We start from the raw sequence: 23,817 nt of genomic DNA, 5'->3' as shown, positions 1-23,817 counted from the left end.
CTCCTTCAGTTCAGGTCGGATTCGTTGGCGCGGGCGAGCCGCAGCTGGGTGAAGGTGACCGCGATGAGCAGGGCGAACAGGGCCAGCGACATGGTGGCGGCGTAGCCGAAGTCGAACTGGCGGAAGGCCTTGCGGTAGATGTACATCTGCAGCACGTTCGACGCGTTGGCCGGACCGCCCTCGGTGGTGACCTGGACGATGTCGAACACCTGGAAGGAGTTGATCACCGTCAGGACGACCACCATGATGAGGATCGGCCGCAGCAGAGGCACGGTCAGCCGGCGGAACATCTGCACTTCGCTCGCGCCGTCGACTCGACCCGCCTCGTAGATGGTCGGCGGGATGGTCTGCAGGCCGGCGAAGATCAGCAGGGCGTAGTAGCCCATCCACTTCCAGACGCTGATCGCTGCCAGGGAGGGGATCGCCCATCCCCCGCTGCCGAAGAACAGGATGGAGTGGCCGGTCAGGTTCTTGAGGGCGATGTTGACGATGCCGAGGGTGGGGTCGAGCATCCACTGCCACACCAGGGCGGCGATGACGTTGGAGATCAGGAACGGCAGCAGGATCACTCCGCGCAGTACCGACGACCTGGTCACCCGGTCCAGTACGACCGCCGTCACCAGCGAGATCAGCGTGCCGAAGACGACGGACAGCAGGACGAAGTAGGCGGTGACGAGCAGCGAGTGCCAGAAGACGTCGTCCCCGAACAGCTCGCGGAAGTTGGCCAGTCCCACCCACCGCGGCGGGCTCAGGACGTGGAACTCGGTGAAGCTGAGGTAGATGCCGCGCAGGGTCGGATAGGCGTAGAAGGTCGCGAAGCCGACCACTGCGGGCAGGATGAGCAGCAGCGCGACCGGCAGGTCCCGGCGTCGCGCCGCCGCGGACCTCGTGGCGACGGGGCGCCGGCCCCTCCTCGGTGAACTCTTCCTCTTGGCCGGCGAGTTGGCTGTGGTGGCCACCGCGCCCGGCTCACCGGAGCGCGGTATCACCGACGTTGCGTGGTTGCCCTGTGATGTGACCACCACAGCACCCTCCTTCGTGCGGTACGAACTGGTGGATCAGACGGTGATCTTGTCGATGTCGGGTGCGTAGTCGGTGGCGTTGCCGAAGCGGAGCGTGTTGTCCCCGGCCTTCAGCGGCACCGGGACGGTGAGGGACTGCGGGGCACCCCAGTTGTTGTCGTTCGTGCCGGACACCGGGATCTGGAGGGTGGTGCCGCCGACGGTGAGGTCGATGGTCCGGCTCGAGTCGCCGTCCACGTAGTCCAGCTTCAGCAGGTACGTGCCGCCCTTCGGGGCGGTGACGTGGGTGATGGCCACCTCGCCGCCGCCGAGGTTGCCGATCTTCTGTCCGCCGGAGCAGCTGTCGCAGCCCGCGACGGTGGCGTTGCCGGTGAGGGTGTTACCGGGTGCCTCGGCCTCGTAGACGGTGGGACCGCCGGACGCGGGCGTGGTGACCTCAACCGCCTTGCTCGGAGCCGACGTTCGGCCCTTGGCGTCACGGGCGACGACGGTGAAGGTGTGGGCGCCGGCGGCGCTCAGGCCACTGACGGTGGCTGTGGTGCCGGTGCTGGTGGTCACCGGCCGGCCGTCGGCGTAGACGGTGTAGCGGGTGACCGGTGAGGCGCCGGTGTTCACCTTGTCCCAGGCCAGGGAGACGCTCGTGGACGTGGCGGTGGTGCCGTGCACGCCCAGCGGGGTACCGGGGTTGGCGCCCTGCCGGGTCGGGGTGAAGGTGAAGAGTCGCGAGCCGTGCGGCGGGAGGTTCTCCGTCAGGTGCCCGGAGACGCGGCCGAGGTTCTTGTGCTGCCACAGGTCACGGACCGCCGCCGTGCCGGTGATGCCCAGGTCGGCGAAGTCAGCGGTGACATCGGCGGCTTCGGAACCCAGGTTGAACAGTGCGACGGTGTAACTGCCGTCGGGATTACGGGCGTACCAGGTCTGCCGGTTCGTCGTCTGGCTGACCGGTCGCGCCGGGTGACCCGCCTGGTCCACGGCGATGACCTCGTCGTTGGTGAGCAACTTCAGCCCGTACGCGTCGAGTTTGGTGAGGTCGTCACCGGAGTACAGCGGCGCCGACTCGATGGCCCACAGCGTGGCGTAGCTCTGGCGCTCGGCCTCGGTGAGACCGTCCATGGCGCCGACTCCCACGTTCAGGGAGTCGAGGTTGTTCCAGTGCCCTGGCCCCGCGTCGTCGATCCACTGCACGACGTCGTTCCAGCGCACCTTCAGGGAGTTGTCCCACGTCACCAGCGTGTTGCAGTAGCACTCGACGTCCGTGTCGATCCGCCAGCCGTTCGAGTTGGTCTTCCAGGTATCGGCCTTCGTGTGGCTGAGCGACCAGGACAGCGTCAACTGGATGGGGCGGCCGGTCTGTTGGAGCGCGGTGTGCCAGGCCTTCACGTCCGGGGTGTTGTCGTGGTCCGCGTCCCCCTGCCAGGAGCCCGGGCCCACCCCGTCGACCTTGAGGAAGTCCACGCCCCAGCCCGCCAGTTGGTCGGCGAGGGAGTCGATGTACTTCTGCGCGCAGGGGTTGGCGAAGTCCATCTTGTAGGCGGAGTTCCACCCGTTGGTCTTGCGCAGGTCGGGATAGACGATGTCGGAGGTGGTGCAGCCGGGCGCGTTATGGATCGGGGTCTTCCCCTCGCCGTACGCGACGGGGTCGAGCCCAACTGCCAGGTACAGCCCGAACTTGAGGCCCTTGTGGTGGAGGTAGTCGCCCAGGGACTTCATGCCATGCGGGAACGTGGTGGTGTTCGCCGTCGGCCGGGCGTACGCGTCGAAGCCGTTCGCCCATCCCGCGTCCACGTTGATGTATTCGTAGCCATGGGACTTGAGCTTCGAGGCGACCACGTCGGCCTGTTGCTTGACGTGTGCCTCGGTGAGCCAGTTCACCCCGCCGTAGCCGGGATAGCTGGTGGCCTCCAGGCTCCAACTGCTCCAGCCCATATATGGCTTGGCGGCCAGGACGGCTTGCTGATGACCCGTGCTCGACGGCGCCGGAGAGGTCTCCGTCGTGGTCGCGCCGGCCGCTTCCGGGGAAACGGTCGCCGCAGCCGGTGCCGCGAGGGACACCACGAGCGCGGTGGCGGCCAGGACGGGCAGGTGTCGGAGGCGGACACCGCCCGCGCGGAGTCTGTGTCGTACGGAAGACGCGGGTCCTGCTGGACGAGCCATGTGTTTACTCCATCTCGGCGCGAAAAAGCACGGCGGGTCCCTGGGAAGGCCCGGAAGTGCCCCTGCACGGTCAGCCGCATGGGGAATTGGGTGTGGGCGTTCGGATCCGCCCTCGTGGCCGTAAGGCGACGCCCGGTCCCGGGGCGCAGCCAGGGGCTGTCGGGGCGGCCGGTCGGGGAGGAAACCGGCCGCCACCTGCGTCGGTGGACGTCCCGTCCACCTGTCGTGAGGTGCCGCGAATGTAGCCAGACTTTTCTTCCAGCGTCAACATATTGTGCGGCGCGAATCATCGACATTCGTGGAAAGAATGGAGCGGGATTCGGGAGATGAGTGCGGAAGAAGGGCGTTGATCGGTGCGTTCCTTCTTCTTTCTTCTTTTCCAATGGAAATGTATGGTCGCCGCATGACGCTCGCCGATCAGCCACCCGCGGCCGCTCTGCTCTTCCAGACCCTCCTCGCCCACGGCCCGCTCACGCGCGCCGAGATCGGACGCCGTACCGGCCTGTCGCCCGGCGCGGTCACGAAGGTCGCCACTCCCCTGCTGACCGACGGCTGGATCACCGAGCTGGGCCGCTCGACCGAACGCACGCAGGGCCGGCCGGCCACGCTCATGGCGGTGCGCGGCGAGCGGGCCCGCTTCGTGGGAGTGAAGATCACCGGTGACGAACTCATCGGTGTGCTGGCCGACTTGACCGCGCAGACCCTGGCCACCGCGCGGGCCTCTCTCGGTTCGCGTGACGTCGGTTCGGTCGTCCTGGCGATCGTCCAACTCGTCGACCGGCTGAACGCGAAGGCGGCGCCGCACGCACCGGGTGTCCTGCACGGCATCGGCGTCACGATCTCCGGGGACGTCGACGGCCACACGGGGACCGTCCAGTACTCCCCCTTCTTGAACTGGCGCCGCGTACCCCTGGCCCAACTCGTCCAGACGGCCACCGACTTGCCGACCGTCATCGAGAACGACGTCCGCGCCCTGACCGTCGCGGAACAGTGGTTCGGTGTCGGGGTCGGGCTGTCGTCCTTCGCCCTGGTCACCGTCGGCGCGGGCATCGGCTGCGGCATCTCCATCGGCGGCCGGGTCGTCTCCGGCGCCCACGGCGTCTCAGGGGAGGTCGGCCACCTGCCCGTGGGCGGTACGGACCGGGTGTGCACCTGCGGCAACACCGGCTGCGTCGAAGCCGTCGCCTCCACCCAGGCCATCACGGAACAGGCCCGCCGTGCGACGGGCGACCCGGCGCTGACCATGGACGGCGCGGTCCGCCTCGCCCACGCCGGCAACGCCGACGTCCGCGCCGTCTTCGCCCGGGCGGGCCACGCCCTGGGCCTGGCGCTGGCGTCCGTGGCCAACCTCATCGGACCGGAACGCATCATCATCTCCGGCGAGGGCGTGGCGACGTACGACCTCTACGAGGACCAGATTCGCGCCACCTTCGCCGCCCGTGCCTTCGGCGCGGCGGCCGACTGCGACCTCGTCGTCAGACCGCTCCCCTTCGAGGAGTGGGCCCGCGGAGGCGCCGCCGTCGCCGCCCAGCACGTCTTCGCCCCGGCCAAGTAGCGCACACCCACCACGAGTTGCCCTCCTTCACACCGTCCCGAAAGCACACGCCATGCTGAAAGCTTTCTCCGACCAGAACATCCGCGATGTCCGCGTCCCACCGGGAACGCTCCGCTACGACCGCCCCGCCACCCGCTGGTTCGAAGCCCTCCCCATCGGCAACGGCCGCCTCGGCGGCATGGTCTACGGCGGCACCGACCGCGAACGGGTCCAACTCTCCGAGTCCACCGCATGGTCGGGCGCCCCGTCGACAACAGACCTGAGTCCAACAGCTGGAGAGCAGGTCCCGCGCATCCGCGAACTCCTCTTCGCCGGAAAACACGCCGAGGCGCAGCGGCTCGCCACCGAGCATCTCCTGGGCAGACCAAGGTCGTTCGGGACCAATCTGCCCCTGCCGGAAATACAACTCGCCTTCCCCGACAGGACTCAGGCCCAGGACTACCGACGGACGCTGGACCTGGACACGGGCCTCGTCACGGTCACCTACGCGCACGACGAAGTCCGCTTCACCCGCGAGGTGTTCGCGACCAATCCCCATGGTCTGATCGCGATACACCTCACTGCGGACCGTCTCGGATCGCTCACCTTCGACCTCGCGATCCGGGACGGCATACTCCCCGGCGACACGACCGCGACGGACTCGTGCGTCCACTTCAGCGGCCACGCGTACGAGAGCCTGCACAGCGACGGGCAGCAGGGCGTCGCGCTGGAGATCCGCGCCCACCTCCAAACAGAGGGCGGCACGGTCCACCGCACGGGCGATGCGCTTCGTGTGGAGGGCGCCCACAGCGCGGTCGTCTACATCGTCGTAGGAACCGACTGGGCCGGAGCGAACCCACGAGAGCACGCTCAATCACTGCTCTCCGCAGGACTGGAAGCCGGGTACGAGAAGATCCGGGCGGCGCACATCGCGGACCATCAGGCACTGATGCGACGGGTCTCCCTCGACCTCGGATCGCCACCGCCCGACATCGCGCCCCTCCCCACCGACACCCGCCGCGAACGGCTCGCCTCCGGCAAGGCCGACAACGACCTCATGGCCCTCTACTTCCAGTACGGCCGCTACCTGACGATGGCCGGCTCCCGCCACAACTCCCCTTTGCCGCTTGCCTTGCAGGGTCTGTGGAACGACGGCCTGGCCAGCAGCGCGTCCTGGACGAACGACTTCCACCTCGACATCAACACCCAGCAGAACTACTGGGCCGCCGAGCCGACCAACCTCGCCGAGTGCCAGGAGCCGCTGTTCGGTCTGCTGGAACTCCTGGCAGACCGTGGCCGGGCGACGGCGGAGCAGATGTACGGCGCAGCCGGCTGGGTCGCGCACACGGTGACCAACGCGTGGGGGTACACGGCACCCGGTTCCGGTATCGGCTGGGGCATGAACGTGACCGGCGGGGCCTGGCTCGCCCTCCAGTTGTGGGAGCACTACGAGTACGGCCTCGACGAGACGTTCCTCCGGGAGCGCGCGTATCCGATCCTGCGCGGAGCCGCCGAGTTCCTCCTCGCCTACGCGGTCGAAGAACCGGAGCACGGCCTGCTCGTCACCGGTCCGTCGGAGTCCCCGGAGAACTGGTATCTCGCACCCGACGGCAGCCGGTGTTCCGTGTCCATGGGCGCCACCGCGGACCGGGTGTTCATGGAGGCCGTGCTGCGGATCTGTGCGGAGAGCGCCGAACTGCTCGGCGTCGACGCCGACTTGAGGACCAGGATCGCCACCGCGCGCCGCCGGCTGCCGCCGTTCCGGATCGGGCGGCACGGGCAGGTGCAGGAGTGGCTGCACGACCACGAGGAGGCCGAGCCGAGCCACCGGCACACCTCCCATCTCAGCGCCCTGTTCCCTGAGCGCCAGATCACCCCGCGCGGGACCCCTGATCTCGCACGCGCCGCGGAAGTCACGATCGCGCGCAGGCAACAGGCCCCGGGCTGGGAGCAGACCGAGTGGGTCGAGGCGAACTTCACGGTCTACTTCGCCCGTCTGCTCGATGGCGAGGCGGCCCTGAAGCACCTCACCGGCCTGATCGCGGACACCAGCGAGGCGAACCTGATGACGTTCTCCGCCGGCGGGGTGGCCGGCGCGGCGCAGAACATCTACTCCTTCGACGGTAATGCCGGCGGTACTGCGGGAGTCGCCGAGATGCTGCTGCAGTCCGACGGCCGGGACGTGGAACTGCTGCCCGCGCTTCCCTCCGGCTGGCCCGAGGGAAGCGTGTGCGGACTGCGCGCCCGTGGCGGACTCACCGTGGACGTCCGGTGGCGCGACGGGCGGCTGACCACCGCGTCGATCCGGGCGTCACGGGCCGTCGACATACGGCTGCGCTACGGCGCCGACGTCCTCGAAGTCAGGCTCGGCGCCGGGGAGATGCTCGCCGTCGGCCCCGGCTGAGGGCAGGCGGCGATGTCGGCGTCACTGCGCGATCTGGCCGCCGTCGACGAGGAGGGTCTGCCCGGTCATCGCGGCTCCGTCGAGCGCCACGAACGCGACGGCGGCCGCGATCTCCTCGGCCTCCAACAGTCGGCCCATCGGGATCTGGTCGATCCACTGCGTCATCCGCCGCGGATCGTCCATCCCGACCGTGTCGAGGATGGGGGTGCGGGTCCGTCCCGGCGCGACGGCGTTGACCCGGACCCCGTACCGCGCCCACTCGACCGCGAGCGACCGCGCCAGCTGGGAGACGCCGGCCTTCGCGACGTCGTAGGCGACGTGGTACTCGGGATTGGAGCCGATGAAGGCGGCGATGGAGGAGATGTTCACGATCGAACCGGACCGTCGGCGCACGAAGTGGCGGCCGAACTCGCGGCAGGCCACGAAGGTGCCGGTCAGGTCGACGTCGAGGACGCGGTGCCACACCTCGTCCGTCACGTCGAGAGCCGCGTCCTCGTGGGCGATACCGGCGTTGTTGACCAGGACGTCGACGCGGTCGAAGCGCCGTACGACCTCGTCCGCCGTCTCCGCGACGGCGCGGGGGTCGGAGACGTCCAGGGGCAGGAAGTCGCCGCCCACCTCCTTGGCGACGGCGGTGCCGGTCTCGGTGTTGCGGTCGGTGACGACGACCCGTACGCCACGGGCCGCGAGGGCCACGGCGATGGCGCGTCCGATTCCCTGGCCCGCGCCGGTGACGACGGCCACGCGATCGTCAGTGTGCCTCTGGGGCGACTCGGTCATCTCGGTCCTTCCGTCGATGGTGGGGCGGGGGTGTCAGAGGGTCCTGGTCGATCCCACCGCGGCGATCTGCCAGCGGACACGCGCGGCGGGGTCGATCGCGGTGGAGGCGCCCGGTCCGTGCGGGCGTTCCATGAGTCCCTCGCGTACGACGCTGCGCTCGACGAAGGCTTCCTGTGTCCAGGGGATGAACTCGACGAGGGGCGGCACCTCCGACAGGACGGTGCCGACCAGGTGCTGGTGCACCTGCATCATGTCGCCGGCGTGCGGTGCGAACCGCAGTCCCCGTGCCGCCGCGTGCGCGGCGATCTGCAGGAACTCGGTGACGCCGCCGACCCGGGTGACGTCGGCCTGGACGACGCGGATGGCGTCGGCTGCCATGAAGGAGGCGAACTGGTGGTACGAGTAGATGCTTTCGCCGGCCGCCACGTCCAGCCGCGTCGACGACTGGAGGCGGGCGTGGGCCTGGAGGTCGTCGGCGTGGAAGGGCTCCTCGACCCAGTCCATCGCCGCGTCCTCCAGGACCGGCATGATCTGGTTCGCCGTGGACAGGTCCCAGCGTTGGTTGGCGTCGCACATCAGGGTCACGTCGTCGCCGAGCGCCCGCCGGACCGCGCGCACCCGTCGGGCGTCCTCGCGCCAGTCGGACCGCCCCACCTTGATCTTCACCCGGGACCAGCCGTGGTCGACCAACGACGTGAGATCCCGGACCAGTTCGGTGTCGCTGAGGTTGAGCCAGCCTCCGTCGGTGTTGTACGCCTCGACGCTCTCCTGCGTGCCGCCGAGGAGGCGCCACAGCGGCATGCCGGCCCGCTGCGCGGCGAGGTCCCACAGGGCGATGTCGACCATGGCGAGCGCCATGTGCACGACACCGGCCCTGCCGATCCAGTGCGTGGGCAGCCAGTACAGGCGTTTCCAGGTGCCCAGGATGTCCTCCGACGAGGTGTCGAGGAGGGCGTCGGCATAGTAGGAGAGGATCACGTCGGAGAGGAGTTCGGGAGCGCAGTGGACTCCGGAGATCCCCGTGCCGACGCGGCCGTCGGCGGTGCGGATCTCGACCACCGGCACCGTCCAGTGCGCCATGGCTGCCGTGGAGTCGGCGATGGGCCGCTTCAGGGGCACGGCGAGGGCATAGGTCTCCACGGAGGTGATCACGGCACCGTCGTCGCCGCGAAGGAGGTCCGCTCCGTGCGCGGACAGCAGCCCGCGGGCGGTGCCGAAAGAAGTCTGCTCGGTCATTGTTCCAGTCGGCCATGGCCGACTGGACGAGTCAACAGCGAAATACGAATACAGATGATCTGCCGCGCAGATGACATGCCGTCAGCGGGAATTCCCGCCCTGCGGCGGTCCGGCTTCGAGGAGAGGAGGTTCGGTCGATGACGCTCGAACTGGCTTGGCTGCGTACCTGGGTCGAGGTCGTGGATACCGGCGGATTCACCAGAGCGGCCGAAAAGTTGCATTTGTCGCAACCACGCGTGTCGGCGCATATCGCGAATCTGGAACGCGAACTCGGCTGTCTGCTCATCGAACGCCGTATCCGCCCCCTCACCCTCACCGACGACGGGCGCGCTCTGCTGGCCCGGGCGCGGTCGGTGCTCGCCGCCGCCGACGAATTGGTCACCGCCCGCCAGACCGATCTGGGCAACATCACGGGAACCGTCACGGTCGCGAGCTTCGCGAGCGGGAGTTCGGAATTCCTTCCAGGGGTCATCACGGCGCTCCAGGAGGAGTACCCGCGGATCAGGGTGGCGGTCCTGGACGGGGACTCGGGGTTCATCGAGGCGGCACTGTCCGAGCGCCGGGTCTCGGTGGCGCTGCGCCCGGTCCGGCCCGAGCCCCATGACCACGACTTCACCATGCGTCCGCTCTGGCGGGAACCCTTCGTCATGCTCGCGCCGACCGGCCATCCCCTCCTCGAGAAGAGTCAGGTCGAGTTGGCGGACTTCGCGGACGAGCGCGTCATCACGATCGGCGATCCGCTCGCCAACACCATTGTCGGTTACGAGGCCGAGGTCGAGTTGAGCATCAAGAACCTGGTCTCGCCGTACGGAATCGTCTCCCATCAGCCGACCACACTCGGAGCAATGGTGCGCGCCGGACACGGAATCGGCATCATCAACTATCTGGGCGCGGTGATGATCCTGCGCGAGGGAATGGAAATGCGCCCCATTCACCAACTCAACCGCTATCGGGACGTGGGAATCTGGTGGCACTCGGAACGCCCGCTGGGCGCAGCCGCACGCGCTTTCATCCGAGCCGTGGTAAAAGCACCGCGTCCTGAAGGCACGACCACCGTTCCACCGGTTTGACGAAGCCCTGCCCCATTCGCGGAACGAATGCCCGACATCCGCGATCCGGCATTGACGATTACGGGCGACCGGGGCGAGGTTGAGGGAAAACGAACGGAGTCGCAATGGCCAATGTCCGCACGTACGCACCTCTTGAAGTGGCGGTACGCAGTGACACTTCGGACGTCGGTGAGGGGCCGGTGTTCGATCCTCGCACCGGACATCTCCTCTGGGTCGACATCTACGGCCGCAAGGTGTTCGAGGACGACCTGTCCACCGGCCGGCAGACCGTCACGGACGTCGGCACGATGGTCGGCGCGGTAGCGCCCCGCGAGGCACAGGACGCTTTCGCCGTCGCGGTGGCGGACGGGTTCGGCTACGTCACCGGCGACGGCCTGACACTGGTCGATCCCGTGCTGCCGGAACCGAACCTGCGCATGAACGACGGCAAGGTGGACTCCCACGGCAGGTTCTGGGCCGGCAGCAACGACATGGAGTTCGCACCGGGCCAGGGCCGCCTCCACCGGTGGGACGGCGACGGACCGAGCGTCGTCGTCGCGGACGGACTCGTACTGCCGAACGGACTGGGCTGGAACGCCGAGGACACCGTCATGTATCTCGCCGACAGCTACGCCAACCTCCTGTACCGCGCGGACTTCCACGCAGAGCCCGGAGAACTCGGCCGCCTGGAGGTACTGACCAAGACCGAGGGAGTCGGTGTCCCCGACGGCCTCGCCGTCGACGTGGAGGGGTGCTTCTGGGTGGCCATGCACGGAGGACGTGAAGTGCGCCGGTACGACCCGACGGGCCGGGTCGTCGGACTCGTCCCGGTACCCGTGCTCCAGCCGACCAGTTGTGCCTTCGGCGCGGACGGTCGCCTGTTCATCACCTCCGCCCGAAACGGCCTGTCCGCCGAGGAGTTGGCCAGGTCCCCGCTGTCCGGATCGGTCTTCGTCGTCGAGACCGGGACGGCAGGCGTCCCCGTCCGCCCGTTCCGCGCCTGACCCAACTCCCCCACGGGCGGCGGGCATTCGTATTCCGGATGACCGACCATCGATAACCGTCTTTCCCCTGTGCGGTGTCGGGGTCCTACGGTCGATCACGTGAACCGTAACCGTCGTGACTCATCGGAACCGGGACCGACGCCGACCATCAGGCCGTTGGTGCCGCGTCCCGGCCCGGACGACATAGGCCTGCTGCTCGTGGACGTGGCACGGGGAACGCTCCTCGAACTCGACGCCGGCCCGGCACCCGCCGTCGAGGACATCGCCGCCGGGCACAAGGTCGCGTTGCACGCGATTCCGAAGGGCGCTCCGGTCCGCAAGTACGGTGAGGTCATCGGCGTGGCCCTGGCCGACATCCCGGCGGGCGGGCACGTCCACGTGCACAACCTCGGAATCGGCCCGTGGGAGGAGCCGACCACCGCCCCCTCCCCGACGCGCACCTTGCCGACCGGCGTCTCCCCCACCCGCGACCACTTCCTCGGCTACCGCAGGCCGGACGGGCGCGCGGCCACCCGGAACTACATCGTGGTGGTCCCGACCGTGAACTGTTCCGCCACGGTGGCCCGGATGATCGCCCTGCGGGCCGACGACCGGCACAAGGGGACACCCGGACTCGACGGCGTCATCGCCCTCCCCCACGACCTCGGCTGCGGAATGGCGGAGGGCACCTCCGGGGACGCCATTCTCCGCCGCACACTGCGTACTTACCTCGGCCACGCGAATGTCGCGGGCGCCCTCCTGATCAGCCTCGGCTGCGAGGTGAACCAGCCGGAGAACATCCTCGGCGACAGCACGGCCGTGGAAACCCTCGCCATCCAGCAACTCGGCGGCACCGCACCGACGGTGAACACGGCGCTCGACCGCATCGCGGACCTTGTCTCGCACATCACACGGACCCGTCGCGAGCCGATCCCGCTCGCGGAACTGACGCTTGGCCTCCAGTGCGGCGGCAGCGACGCCTACTCCGGGCTCACCGCCAATCCCACGCTCGGTGTCGCTGCCGACCTGCTCGTCGCAGGCGGCGGAAGAGTCGTTCTCGGCGAGACCCCGGAGATCTACGGCGCCCACCACCTACTGCGGGACAGGGCGTCGACTCCCGAGGCGGCGGCCCGTATCGACGAACTCATCGCCTGGTGGCAGGAGTACACGGCGGCCAACGGCGCGACCCTCGACAACAATCCGTCGCGGGGAAACCGGGCCGGCGGGATCACGACCATCTGGGAGAAGTCCCTGGGCGCCGTACTCAAGTCCGGGACGAGTCCGCTGAACGACGTCGTCGGATACGCGGAGCCCGTCACCGCGCCCGGCCTCACCTTCATGGACACCCCCGGCTACGACCCGGTGTCGGCCACCGGCATGGTCGCCGGCGGCGCCAACCTGCTCGCCTTCACGACCGGACGCGGCTCACTGTTCGGCTCCCGTCCCGTGCCCTGCCTGAAGATCAGCACCACCAGTGGGCTGTACGAGCGGATGCGCGGCGACATCGACTTCGACGCCGGGCCCGCCATGAGCCACACCGATCAAGTCACATACGGAACAGCCCTGTTCGACGCCCTCGTGGACATGGCCTCCGGTACCGAGAGCAAGTCCGAGGCGCTCGGGTTCGGGACCGAGGAGATCGTCCCCTGGCGCATGGGCGCGGTCCTGTGACGGTCAACCACGCTCTCGGTACAGGTCACGCAGCATGGCGATCTCGGCTCCGTGGTGCAGTACTTCCTGGTTGACCCACCACACGATGTCGATGAACGGCTCCTCCGCGTCGCTGCCGTGCGGATAGGTGCAGTACCCGACGGTGTCGAGCGCGGCGTCGTCGACGCTCAGCAGCGCCTTCCGCCAGGCGCCGACAGCCGCGTCGAAGGCCGCGACAGCACTGGCGGCATCGCCCGCGACGGGGTGGTCGTCGCGGGTCAGTGTGCGGCTGCCGGCCGTGTGGTCGGCGCGGAGGGTCAGCAACTCGGTGAGGTGACTCAGGCGCCAGGCGAGGGTGGTGAAGGGCGGGGGCCAGGGGTGCGGGTAGGCGGCGGCGTCGCGTCCCCAATCACCCTGTCCCTCAAGGCTGGTTGCCCGGGCTCCCGGCCCGTCCGCGCGCCGTCGCACCGACCAGCAGTCGGACACCGGTTCCCAGAAGTACTCCTCGTCGGTCATGGGCCCGACCCGGGTGTCCGTGCCGTCGCCGCTGTCCATGACGGGCCCGGCCAGACGGCCGGAGAGGCGCTCGCACGCGAAGTCGAACTGGTCGAGCAGCGGGGCCAGTCGGGGTGGGATCACGGGGCACTCCTGTGGCGAGCCGGTGGGTCGTCGACCCGGCAACCTAACAGCGTCCCCGCCGAACTGCCCCTCATTTACTGGGTGCGGGCGCGCAGCCGACGCAGCATCCGGGCGTCCTCGAAACCGACCGTGCGGGCAGCGGAGTCGATCGTGGCGCCGTGGCTGATGAGGTGCTCGGCGTGTTCGAGGCGGAGGGTCTGCTGGTAGCGCAGCGGGGTGAGTCCGGTGGCCCGGGTGAAGAGGCGGGTGAGGGTGCGTTCGCTGACGCCCACGGCCGAGGCGAGGGCGGGCAGGGGCAACGCTTCATCGAAGCGGGTGTCGATGAGGTCCTGGGCGCGGTGCACCGTGTCGTCCAGGTGGGAGCGGTGCCGGAGCATCGCGCTGGACTGCGGTTCATGGCCGTTGCGACGGGCGTACACGACCATGTCCCGGGCGATCTGGGCGGCTACGGCGGGGCCGTGCCGGGTGGCGACGATGTGCAGGGCGAGGTCGATGCCGCTGGCGATGCCGGCCGAGGTGATGATCCGGTCGTCGGTGGTGAACAGGACGTCGCGGACGACCGTCGCCTTCGGGTGGCGCAGGGCGAGTTCGTCCTGAACATCGTGGTGGGTGGTGCAGTGGCGGCCGTCGAGGAGCCCGGCCCGGCCGAGTGCGTCGGCTCCGGCGCAGACGCTGGCCACCGTTCCGCCGCCGGCGTGGTGGTCCCGTAGGGCCCGCAAGGGCGTGGGGCCGATGGCGGGACCGTCCGCGAGCCGGAGCGAACGCCAGCCGGGCACCACGATCAGATCCTCCGGGCCGAGCTCGGGCCAGTCGAGCACGGCCGCCAGCGGCAGCCCCTGGGCGCTGGTGACCTGGGGCTGTTCGGCGACATAGGAGAGCGTGTAGGGGTGCCCGAAGTCCGCCGCCGTGGAGAAGACCTGCGCGGGGCCGGCCAGGTCCAGCAGGTGGACTCCGGGTACCAGGAAGAAGACGACGTGGCTCACGATCCGGTCATCATGCCTGAGGTGCGGCGGCGGCTTCCAGTTCGTCGACCGTCGCGATGGTGGCGAAGCGGCCGGCGAGGGCGTACTCGGTGCGCCGGATTACCTCGTCAGCGGGGAGGGTGCGGGGGTCTGCCAGGAGTTCGGCGACGGTCTGGTCGGCGGGGGCCTCGCGGTGCGGGATGGGGTTCGTCGCGGTCGCGTCGGTGACGAAGGTGACCTGGTAGCCGAAGTCGCTCGCGACACGGGTGGTGGTCTCGACGCACTGCTCGGTGCGGATGCCGCAGACGGTGAGCTCGCGGACGCCGTGCTCGGTGAGGATCTGCTGCAGGTTGGTGGTGGTGAACGCGTTGTGTGAGGTCTTGTGGAGCAGCGGCTCGCCCTCCGCGCGCTCCAGTTCGTCCATGAGCCGGACGTGGCCGAGGGCCGGGTCGAAGACGTCGCCGCTGCCGGGCTCGGAGTGCAGGACCCACACCACGAGGTCGCCGGCCTGACGGGCGAGCCGGACCAGGCGGTTCGCCTGTTCGGCGATCTTCGGGTCGGAGATGGTCTCCCACAGCGGGCGGGCGCGGAAGGATTCCTGGACATCGATGACGATCAGTGCTCGAGTCATGTCCCAAGACTGCGCCGTGCGGGCGGGGTGGCGACAGGCCGCATCGGGTCCGGGACCGGACCGATCCGGTCACCGGGAGGCGGCCTGTCGTACCCTCCCGTCTACCTCAGTTCGACGAGCAGGTCGCCGCCCTCCACCTGCTGGATGCGGTTGATGGCGAGGCGGGCCACCCGGCCGGCCTTGGGAGCGGTGATCGCCGCTTCCATCTTCATGGCCTCGATGGTGGCGACGGTGACACCGGCCTCCACCTCGTCACCCTCCTCGACCGCGAGGGTGACCACGCCCGCGAACGGGGCAGCCACATGGCCGGGGTTGGTCCGGTCGGCCTTCTCGGTGGCGGGGATGTCGGAAGCGGCGGCGGTGTCGCGCACCTGGACCGGGCGGAGTTGGCCGTTCAGGGCGGACAGCACGGTGCGCATCCCGCGTTCGTCGGCCTCGCCGACGGCCTCCAGCTCGATGAGCAGACGGACGCCGGGTTCCAGGTCGACCGTGTACTCCTTGCCGGGGCGGATGCCGTAGAAGAAGTCCTTGCTGTCGAGGACGCTGGTGTCGCCATAGGTCTGGCGGTGCGTCTCGAACTCCCGCGTGGGGCCGGGGAAGAGCAGGCGGTTGAGGGTGGCGCGGCGGTCCTTGTCGAGGGCCGTGCGGTCCTCGGGGGTGAGATCCTGTACGGGCTTGGGGGCGGCGCGGCCCTGGAGTGCCTTGGTGCGGAACGGCTCGGGCCAGCCGCCGGGCGGGGTGCCCAACTCTCCGCGCAGGAAGCCGATTACCGAGTCGGGGATGTCGTAGCGGTCAGGGGACGCCTCGAAGTCGGCGGGGCTCACTCCGGCGCCGACCAGGTGCAGGGCGAGGTCGCCGACGACCTTCGACGAGGGGGTGACCTTCACCAGGTGGCCGAGGATGCGGTCGGCGGCGGCGTACATCGCCTCGATGTCCTCGAAGCGGTCGCCGAGGCCGAGCGCGATCGCCTGGGTGCGCAGGTTGGAGAGCTGGCCACCGGGGATCTCGTGGTGGTAGACGCGGCCGGTGGGCGAGGCAAGGCCCGCCTCGAAGGGGGCGTAGATCTTGCGGACGCTCTCCCAGTACGGCTCCAGGTCGCCGATGGCCTGGAGGTCGAGGCCCGTGGGGCGGTCCGAGTAGTCGGTGGCGGCGACGATCGCGGAGAGGGACGGCTGCGAGGTCGTGCCCGCCATGGAAGCGACCGCGCCGTCGACGGCGTCCGCGCCGGCCTGGATCGCGGCGAGGTAGGTGGCGAGCTGACCGCCTGCCGTGTCGTGGGTGTGCAGGTGGACCGGCAGGCCGAACTCGCGGCGCAGCGCCGATACGAGCGTCGCGGCGGCCGGGGCGCGCAGCAGGCCCGCCATGTCCTTCACCGCGAGGACATGAGCACCCGCCTCGACGATCTGCTCGGCCAGCCGGAGGTAGTAATCGAGCGTGTACAGGCGCTCGCCCGGGTCGGACAGGTCCGAGGTGTAGCAGAGGGCGACCTCGGCGATCGACGTTCCGGTGGCGCGTACGGCGTCGATGGCCGGGCGCATCTGGCCGACGTCGTTGAGCGCGTCGAAGATGCGGAAGATGTCGATGCCGGTGGCGGCGGCCTCCTGGACGAAGGCGTCGGTGACTTGGGTCGGATACGGCGTGTAGCCCACGGTGTTCCGGCCGCGCAGCAACATCTGGAGGCAGATGTTGGGAACGGCCTCGCGCAGGGCGGCCAGCCGGTCCCACGGATCCTCGGCGAGGAAGCGCAGGGCCACGTCGTAGGTAGCGCCGCCCCAGCATTCCAGGGACAGGAGTTGGGGCACGGTGTGGGCCACGACCGGGGCGACCGCGAGGAGGTCCTTGGTGCGGACGCGGGTGGCGAGGAGCGACTGGTGGGCGTCGCGGAAGGTGGTGTCGGTGACGCCGATCGTCGGGGATTCGCGCAGATGGCGGGCGAAGCCCTCGGGGCCGAGTTCGGCGAGCAACTGCCGTGATCCGGCCGGGGGTTCGCCGGTCGGGATCGTAGGCAACTTGGTGGTGGGGTCGATCAGGTCGGGGCGTTCGCCGTGCGGCTTGTTGACCGTGACGTCGGCGAGGTAGGTGAGCAACTTCGTACCACGGTCGGCGGAGTGACGGGCCGTCAGCAGGTGCGGGCGCTGCTCGATGAACGAGGTGGTGATGCGGCCCGCCTGGAAGTCCGGGTCGTCCAGGACCGCTTGCAGGAACGGGATGTTGGTGGCCACACCGCGAATACGGAACTCGGCGACGGCGCGCCGGGCGCGGTTGACCGCGGTGGTGAAGTCCCGGCCCCGGCAGGTGAGTTTGACCAGCATCGAGTCGAAGTGGGCGCTGATCTCCGTACCCGCGTGGGTGGTTCCGCCGTCGAGACGGATACCGGAGCCGCCGGGCGAACGGTAGGCGCTGATGCGGCCGGTGTCCGGGCGGAAGCCGTTGGCAGGGTCCTCGGTGGTGATACGGCACTGGAGGGCCGCGCCGTGCAGGGTGACCGTCTCCTGCGAGAGGCCGAGGTCGGCGAGGGTCTCCCCCGAGGCGATGCGCAGCTGTGCCTGGACGAGATCGACGTCGGTGACCTCCTCGGTCACCGTGTGCTCGACCTGGATACGCGGGTTCATCTCGATGAAGACGTGGTTGCCGTACGGGTCGAGGAGGAACTCGACGGTGCCCGCGTTGCGGTAGCCGATCTCGCGGGCGAAGCGGACGGCGTCGGCGCAGATGCGGTCGCGCAGTTCGGGGTCGAGGTTGGGCGCTGGGGCCAGCTCGACGACCTTCTGGTGCCGGCGTTGCAGCGAACAGTCGCGCTCGAAGAGGTGGATGACGTTGCCCTCGCCGTCGGCGAGGATCTGCACCTCGATATGACGGGGGTCGACGACGGCCTTCTCCAGGAACACCGTGGCGTCGCCGAACGCGGACATGGCCTCGCGGGCCGCCGCCTCGATGGACTCGCGCAGGGTCGCGGGGTCCTCGACACGGCGCATACCGCGCCCGCCGCCACCCGCGACCGCCTTCACGAACACCGGGAAGCCGATCTCCTCGGCGGCACGCACCAGTTCGTCGACGTCCGTGGAGGGTGCCGAGGAGCCGAGCACCGGTACGCCGGCCGCGCGGGCGGCGGCGATCGCCGTGGCCTTGTTGCCGGTCATCTCCAGGATGTGGGCGCTCGGACCGACGAAGGTGATGCCCGCCTCCTCGCAGGCGCGGGCGAGTTCGGGGTTCTCGGAGAGGAATCCGTAGCCCGGGTACACGGCGTCCGCCCCCGCGCGCTGTGCCGCGCGGACGATCTCGTCGACCGAGAGATAGGCGCGGACCGGATGCCCGGGCTGACCGATCTCGTAGGCCTCGTCGGCCTTGAGCCGGTGCAGCGAATTGCGGTCCTCGTGGGGGAAGACCGCGACCGTTCGCGCGCCCAGCTCATAGCCGGCGCGGAACGCCCTAATGGCGATCTCTCCACGGTTGGCGACCAGCACCTTGCGGAACATTCCCGATCCCTTCAGCCTGCCGGTGACGTGCACCATGGTGTCGGCGTCACCCCTATAACGCCATGTGAGCCGGGACACTAGTCGCAAACGTGTCGCGCGACGCGCTTCAACGGGCCGACGGTAAAGAAATCGTATGGTCTAGTCCAAAGTGGGATTTGGTCCAGTCCAATCCATTGACGTGGCCGCGACACGGCCAGAAGCTGGGCGCCTCCCCCACTCCCACCGGAGGCACAACGTGACACGTCTTCGCGCATGTCTCGGCGCGGCGGCCGCCGTGACGCTCGCCGCCGCGGGCACGACCGCTCTCATCGCGACCAACGCCCAGGGCGCGACCAACGCGGCCACCGCGCTGAGCAACCGCTGGTACGCCGCGGCCCCTTACCTGATGCCGACGGACAACAACCCGCCGGACGCGGGCACCATCATGGACGCCACCGGCCTCAAGGCCTTCCAGCTCGCCTTCGTCCTCGCCCCCAACGGCGGCGGCTGCACCCCCACTTGGGGCGGCACCTCACCGGTCTCGTCCGACACGGCCGTCCAGTCCGTGATCAACACGATCCGCGCCAAGGGCGGCGACGTCTCCGTCTCCATCGGCGGCTACGGCGGCACGAAGCTCGGCCAGGCCTGCTCGGACCCGGCCTCGACGGCGGCGGCCTACCAGCAGGTCATCACCAAGTACGGCCTGCACGCGATCGACTTCGACCTGGAGGAGCCGGAGTACGAGAACACGGCGGCCATCCACAACGAGATCGGCGCGGCCAAGATCCTCCAGCAGAACAACTCGGGCCTGTACGTCTCCGTCACCACGGCCGGTACGGCGGACGGAACCGGCTGGTTCGGCAAGCAGATGCTGCTGGAGGCGAAGTCGCAGGGGTTCACGCCGAACAACTTCTCCATCATGCCGTTCGACGGCGGCTTCAACGGCGCGGCCTCCCAGACCAGCGCACTCACCAACTTCAACTCCATCCTGCAGTCCACGTTCGGCTGGGACCAGGCGACCGCGTACGCCCACGAGGGCTTCTCGGGCATGAACGGGCGCAGCGACACCGGCGAGTACTTCACGCAGGCCGACTTCCAGACGGTCCTGAACTACGCCACCAGCCACAACATGGACCGCTTCACGTTCTGGTCCCTCAACCGCGACCGGCAGTGCAGCCCGGTCGACAACGGCGGTACGACGTCCGGGACTTGCTCCAGCGTGGCGCAGAACGCGTGGGACTTCGCGAAGTACTCGGTGCAGTTCGCGGGCGTGACCCCGCCGACCACGACACCCACGCCGACTCCGACGCCCACCCCCGGCACGTGCAAGACGGCGTGGAGTTCCACGGCCGTCTACACGCAGGGCAACGAGGTGTCGTACGGCAACCACAACTGGGTGGCCAAGTGGTGGACCCAGAACGAGGTGCCCGGTGCCTCCCAGTGGGGCCCCTGGCAGGACGAGGGCGCCTGCTGATCCGGCGGGATCAGTAGGAGATGGGCTGCGACGTCAAGTAGGCCTTGAGAAAGGCGTACTTGGCGTCGCTGTCCGCTGCGGGAAGCGTGGCGAAGTGGTCGCCGAGTTCCATCGTCTGCGGGGTGCCGGTGTCCAGGACCGGCCAGGTGGTCAGGCTGCCGCCGTTCGGGTTGCCGGTGGCCACGAAGTTCGCCACGTACGAGGCCGCAGTGTCGGCGATGTCGTAGTCGCGCGATGCCCACGGCCGGTCGGTGTTGTAGAGGAAGCCGAGCAGGTAGTAGACGTCGGCTCCGTCGAAGGCACCCGAAGTGCCGGTCCCGACAACGGGGTTGGTGGCGTCGTGGCCCGGCGGGACCCGGGTCCAGAAGTAGGTGTGGACCGAGCTGCGGCTGCCGGCGGTGTCCTCGAACTGGCCACCCCACAGGAAGGTCGAGACGCGTTCCTCGTCGCGCGCGTAGTTGTTGTACTGCGTGGCTGCCTCGGTATCGGTGGTCGCCGGGTACAGCCCGAGGAACGTGTCCGTCAGCCCGGCCGGTCCGAACCGGCTCTCGGCGTACGCCTGGTACTCGGCCAGAGTGGGTGAACCGCTGTTCCCGTCCCGGCAGTTGCCGGTGAGGACCGGTACATCGAGCTCCGCGCCGGACTCCATGGCCTCGGTGTACGTACTCGGCAGGACATAGCCGTCGAGCACGTCGCCGAAGTCGGTGGCGTCGCCCGGCGCGTCGTCCGCGTAGGTCTTCGCGACGATCTCGTCGGCGGACACCCCGCGCAGATCGGCGAGGGACGAGGCACCCAAGTAAGCGGCGAAGGAGGTGCCGTTGGCCTCGGCGGCAGCCAACGTACGGTAGCTGTAAGGCCGTTGGCCGAGCGCGGGGTCCCTGGTGTAACGCGTACCGGACGGCAGCAGGGCCCTGTGGAACAGCCCTCGGGCCGACTGCGAGGCCATCAGGATGTCGACGAGGTTGGCGCCGTTCTGCCAGCCGCCGAGCGTCACGCGGTCAGGGTCGCCGCCGAACGCGGCGATGTTGCGGGACACCCACTCCAGAGCCGCTACGACGTCCAGGGCACCCCAGTTGCCGGAGGCGGAGTGCCCGGACTCGGCGCTCAGGTCGGGGTGGGCGAGGCCGGCGAAGGGGCCGACGCGGTGGTTGACGCTCACGAACACGACGCCCTTGTTCGCCAGCAGCGCCCCGTTGTAGATCTCCTGCCCGGCCCACACGGCGCTGTCCCAGCCGCCCGGGAGCCAGACGAGGACCGGTCTGCTCTCGCCCGAAGTAGCCGCGCCGGTCCAGATGTTGAGGTTGAGGCAGTCCTCGCTCAGCTCGGGCACCTGGTCGCTCGGGATGCCCGTGACGGGCTGGGGGCAGGCCGGGCCCCAGCTGTTCGCCCTGCGGACGTCGTCCCAGGACGGGGCCGGCTGGGGCGGGCGCCAGCGGTTGTCGCCGGCGGTGGCGGCCGCGTAGGGGATGCCCTTGTAGGCGACGATGCCCTTCAACCCGCCCTGGGTACCGGTCACTTGGCCCGACTCCGTGGTCACGATGTCGTCGGCGCTCCGGCTGGTGCGTCGCTCGGCGGCCGACGCGACACCGGAGTCCAGGCCGACGGCCAGCACGGCGGCGGTGGTACCGGTGAGAAAGACGCGGCGGTTGAGGTCTCGCGAGTTCACAGGGGCTCCCTGTCGAGTGGGGGACGGGCGAGTCGCCCCATGCTCAGCCGGTCGCCGGAGTGCGGCAAGCGGAACGCGCGGACTCACAGACTCGACAGTTTCGACAGCTGTTCGACAGTCCAACTCCCTTACTAGCGCAGGATGTTGACCGCCCGCGCGACGACCAGGACGACGATCGACACGGAGACCGAGGACTGGCCCATCATCAGCATCTTGGCCCAGCGGGACAGCGGCATCACGTCGGTCGGGCTGAAGGCGGTGGAGTTGGTGAAGGACAGGTACAGGTAGTCCAGGAACTCCGGTTCCCAGTCCGACGGCGCGGTCTCCGGGCTCTGCATCTGGACGAAGAGGAAGTCGGCGAACTCGTGGTTGCCCATGACCCGCGCCATGGGCCCGCCGCGATCCCACTCCCAGTACCAGAGGGCGAACACGATGACGTTCGTCAGCCAGATGCCCCCGCCGGTCAGCAGCAGCGGCCCGGCGTCCAGCCGCTCGGTGCCCCTGACCAGGCCCGCCACCAGCCGGGCCGCCGCCCAGCTGTTGGCCAGACTGATCACCCCCGTCAGAACCAGACTCGGCCAGCGCAGCCACCGTGTGCCGGGCTCGATCCGGCGCGGATTGGCGACGAACAGACCGACCATCAGGGCGAGTTCCAGGACCGGCAGCAGCCAGTACGGCTGGAAGGCGAGCCGGTGCGGCAGCATCAGCTGGAGGGCGACCGCCACCAGGATGACGGCCGACACCGCCCACCGCGACTCGCCACGCGTCACCTGGCGCCACGCGGGCACCACTTCGCGCCTGCTGTCCTCCAGCAGCCGCTCGATCCTGGCCAAGCGGCTCTCGGAGTCGCCCCTACCGTCCGTACCGTCCGTCATGGCACCGATTGTCCCCGGTCAGGGGGCGATCTCGTGACGCGCCCCACCCTTGGCGCCCGAGGATGCTCCGGCCGGTCGCGGTCAGCCCCGCAGCGGTTCCGCCAGTCGTCCGAGCAGTCCCGCGACCAGGGCGGTCTGGGCGGGCACCGTGTCGGGGTAGATGAACTCGCCCTGGGCATGCGCCCCGTCGCCGACCGCGCCCATGCCGCACAGCACCGGCAGACCGAGCGCGGCGACGAAGTTGGCGTCACTCGCGCCGCCGACGGCCGTGTCGCGCAAGGCGTCACGCCCCTGCTCGTGGGCGACCTCGCGAGCGAGGTCGAGCAGCGGGACCGAGGCGGCGTTGAGGGTCATCGGCGGCCGGTTCCAGGCGTGGTCGATCTCGATACGGACGCGCGGATCGCTGACCTTGATGGCGTCCAACTCGGCGTCGACCCGGTCCTGTTCGGCGGTGCTGCTGACCCGGATGTCGACGCCGGCGGTGGCCTGCCCGGCGACGACGTTGATGGCGGAACCGCCCTTGATCAGCCCGGTGTTGATCGTGGTGCCCCTGTCGGGGGCGGCGACGGCCGCGGCGGCGACCACGAATTCGGACAGCGCGGTGATCGCGCTCGCTCCGTCCTGCGGCGCGAGCCCCGCATGGGACTCGACACCGGTGGCCGTGACCTGGAAGATCCCGGTGCCCTTGCGGGCGGTCTTCACCGCGCCGTGGGCACTCGGCTCCAGCACCAGCGTGGCATCGACCTGCTGCGCGACCGCCTCGATCACCGGCCGCGAGGACAGGGAGCCGATCTCCTCGTCACCGTTGAAGAGGAAGGTGACGGTGGGCAGCGGCACACCGCTCTCCCGGGCCAGCTTCAGTGCCCAGATCCCTTGCGCCAGACCGGTCTTCATGTCGAAGATGCCCGGCCCGCTCAGCCGTGACCGCCCGTCCTCGGCCGCCCCCGGCTGCTCCCATCCGGCAAGGGTCCCGGTCGGCCATACGGTGTCGTAGTGCCCGACGAGCGCGACACGCCCGGCGCCGGTGCCGGTGTAGGTCAGGGTGAGCGTGTCGCCGCACTCGCCACCGGGATGGCGCTGTTCGTGGTCGGGTCGGCCGAGCCGCTGGACGGTCAGCTCACACAGCAGGTCCAAGCCGGTGGCGAGGCCGGGGAGGTCGTAGCTACTGGTCTCCTGGCGGACGAGGGTCAGAATGTCCTCGACGATCTGCGACGAGACGTCCTGGGCGCGGGTGGTGAGGGTGACGGGTGCCGGTGAGGCGGTCATGATCTGCTTTCCGGTGCGGAGCTGCGGGTGGAGTCGC

General features: G+C 69.5%; 17 protein-coding genes. 6 read left to right on the top strand and 11 right to left on the bottom strand.

What is annotated here, in order from left to right; genetic code table 11:
- Positions 1–5: 5 nt before the first annotated feature.
- Positions 6–1,025 carry a carbohydrate ABC transporter permease gene (locus OO70_RS05030; RefSeq protein ID WP_043664557.1) on the bottom strand — a complete coding sequence of 340 codons (1,020 nt, stop codon included), beginning with the start codon at positions 1,023–1,025 and terminating at the stop codon, positions 6–8.
- A 33-nt stretch (positions 1,026–1,058) separates the two neighbouring features.
- On the bottom strand, positions 1,059–3,176 hold the full coding sequence (locus tag OO70_RS05025; RefSeq protein WP_051740665.1) for a fibronectin type III domain-containing protein: 2,118 nt from the start codon (positions 3,174–3,176) through the stop codon (positions 1,059–1,061).
- A gap of 403 nt (positions 3,177–3,579) precedes the next feature.
- Between OO70_RS05025 and OO70_RS05020 the strand changes: the two genes are divergently transcribed.
- Entirely contained in the window at positions 3,580–4,731 is a 1,152-nt protein-coding gene (locus OO70_RS05020) for an ROK family transcriptional regulator (RefSeq protein WP_043664556.1), read from the top strand.
- A gap of 52 nt (positions 4,732–4,783) precedes the next feature.
- Positions 4,784–7,114 (top strand): glycoside hydrolase family 95 protein, encoded by a 2,331-nt coding sequence (locus OO70_RS05015; RefSeq protein WP_043664553.1) that lies wholly within the window; start codon positions 4,784–4,786, stop codon positions 7,112–7,114.
- A gap of 21 nt (positions 7,115–7,135) precedes the next feature.
- Here OO70_RS05015 and OO70_RS05010 read toward each other — a convergent pair whose 3' ends face one another.
- Both OO70_RS05010 and OO70_RS05005 read right to left on the bottom strand, forming a co-directional pair.
- Positions 7,136–7,858, bottom strand: coding sequence for an SDR family NAD(P)-dependent oxidoreductase (locus tag OO70_RS05010; protein WP_234336703.1), 723 nt, complete (start codon positions 7,856–7,858; stop codon positions 7,136–7,138).
- Between the two features lie 69 nt (positions 7,859–7,927).
- Positions 7,928–9,130, bottom strand: a complete 1,203-nt coding sequence (locus OO70_RS05005) for a mandelate racemase/muconate lactonizing enzyme family protein (RefSeq protein ID WP_051740663.1) — start codon at positions 9,128–9,130, stop codon at positions 7,928–7,930.
- Between the two features lie 137 nt (positions 9,131–9,267).
- On the opposite strand from OO70_RS05005, the gene OO70_RS05000 reads away from it, so the two are divergent.
- The 3 genes from OO70_RS05000 to OO70_RS04990 all read left to right on the top strand — a co-directional run bounded on the left by OO70_RS05000 (position 9,268) and on the right by OO70_RS04990 (position 12,833).
- Complete coding sequence (locus OO70_RS05000; protein WP_043664548.1) at positions 9,268–10,200, top strand: LysR family transcriptional regulator; 933 nt, start codon at positions 9,268–9,270, stop codon at positions 10,198–10,200.
- A gap of 104 nt (positions 10,201–10,304) precedes the next feature.
- A complete protein-coding gene (locus OO70_RS04995) occupies positions 10,305–11,183 on the top strand; it encodes an SMP-30/gluconolactonase/LRE family protein (protein ID WP_043664546.1) in 879 nt (292 codons plus the stop codon).
- 159 nt (positions 11,184–11,342) lie between these two features.
- A complete protein-coding gene (locus OO70_RS04990) occupies positions 11,343–12,833 on the top strand; it encodes a UxaA family hydrolase (protein ID WP_078651247.1) in 1,491 nt (496 codons plus the stop codon).
- A 3-nt stretch (positions 12,834–12,836) separates the two neighbouring features.
- On the opposite strand, the gene OO70_RS04985 is transcribed toward OO70_RS04990, so the two are convergent.
- The 4 genes from OO70_RS04985 to OO70_RS04970 all read right to left on the bottom strand — a co-directional run bounded on the left by OO70_RS04985 (position 12,837) and on the right by OO70_RS04970 (position 18,520).
- Positions 12,837–13,451: a DinB family protein gene (locus OO70_RS04985; RefSeq protein ID WP_043664537.1), complete on the bottom strand. Its 615-nt coding sequence runs from the start codon at positions 13,449–13,451 to the stop codon at positions 12,837–12,839.
- Between the two features lie 74 nt (positions 13,452–13,525).
- Positions 13,526–14,434 carry a GlxA family transcriptional regulator gene (locus OO70_RS04980; protein WP_043664532.1) on the bottom strand — a complete coding sequence of 303 codons (909 nt, stop codon included), beginning with the start codon at positions 14,432–14,434 and terminating at the stop codon, positions 13,526–13,528.
- Between the two features lie 10 nt (positions 14,435–14,444).
- Positions 14,445–15,044 (bottom strand): cysteine hydrolase family protein, encoded by a 600-nt coding sequence (locus OO70_RS04975; protein ID WP_043664529.1) that lies wholly within the window; start codon positions 15,042–15,044, stop codon positions 14,445–14,447.
- A gap of 101 nt (positions 15,045–15,145) precedes the next feature.
- The gene (locus OO70_RS04970) at positions 15,146–18,520 is read right to left on the bottom strand and encodes a pyruvate carboxylase (RefSeq protein ID WP_043664527.1); all 3,375 of its coding nucleotides are present in this window, start codon (positions 18,518–18,520) and stop codon (positions 15,146–15,148) included.
- A 235-nt stretch (positions 18,521–18,755) separates the two neighbouring features.
- Here OO70_RS04970 and OO70_RS04965 point away from each other — a divergent pair, with 235 nt between their 5' ends.
- Positions 18,756–19,973: a chitinase gene (locus OO70_RS04965; protein ID WP_051740662.1), complete on the top strand. Its 1,218-nt coding sequence runs from the start codon at positions 18,756–18,758 to the stop codon at positions 19,971–19,973.
- A 10-nt stretch (positions 19,974–19,983) separates the two neighbouring features.
- Here OO70_RS04965 and OO70_RS04960 read toward each other — a convergent pair whose 3' ends face one another.
- From OO70_RS04960 to OO70_RS04950, 3 genes are all read right to left on the bottom strand, one after another.
- The gene (locus tag OO70_RS04960; protein ID WP_043664523.1) at positions 19,984–21,639 is read right to left on the bottom strand and encodes a carboxylesterase/lipase family protein; all 1,656 of its coding nucleotides are present in this window, start codon (positions 21,637–21,639) and stop codon (positions 19,984–19,986) included.
- 131 nt (positions 21,640–21,770) lie between these two features.
- Positions 21,771–22,514: a hypothetical protein gene (locus OO70_RS04955; protein WP_043664520.1), complete on the bottom strand. Its 744-nt coding sequence runs from the start codon at positions 22,512–22,514 to the stop codon at positions 21,771–21,773.
- A gap of 81 nt (positions 22,515–22,595) precedes the next feature.
- A complete protein-coding gene (locus OO70_RS04950) occupies positions 22,596–23,780 on the bottom strand; it encodes a M20 family metallopeptidase (RefSeq protein WP_043664516.1) in 1,185 nt (394 codons plus the stop codon).
- Positions 23,781–23,817 lie beyond the last annotated feature (37 nt).

The sequence above is a fragment of the Streptomyces xylophagus genome (genome assembly GCF_000716435.1).
Lineage (GTDB): Bacteria > Actinomycetota > Actinomycetes > Streptomycetales > Streptomycetaceae > Streptomyces > Streptomyces xylophagus.
The sequence above is the reverse complement of the archived record's forward strand: the minus strand, read 5'-3'. Positions and strand labels throughout refer to the sequence as shown.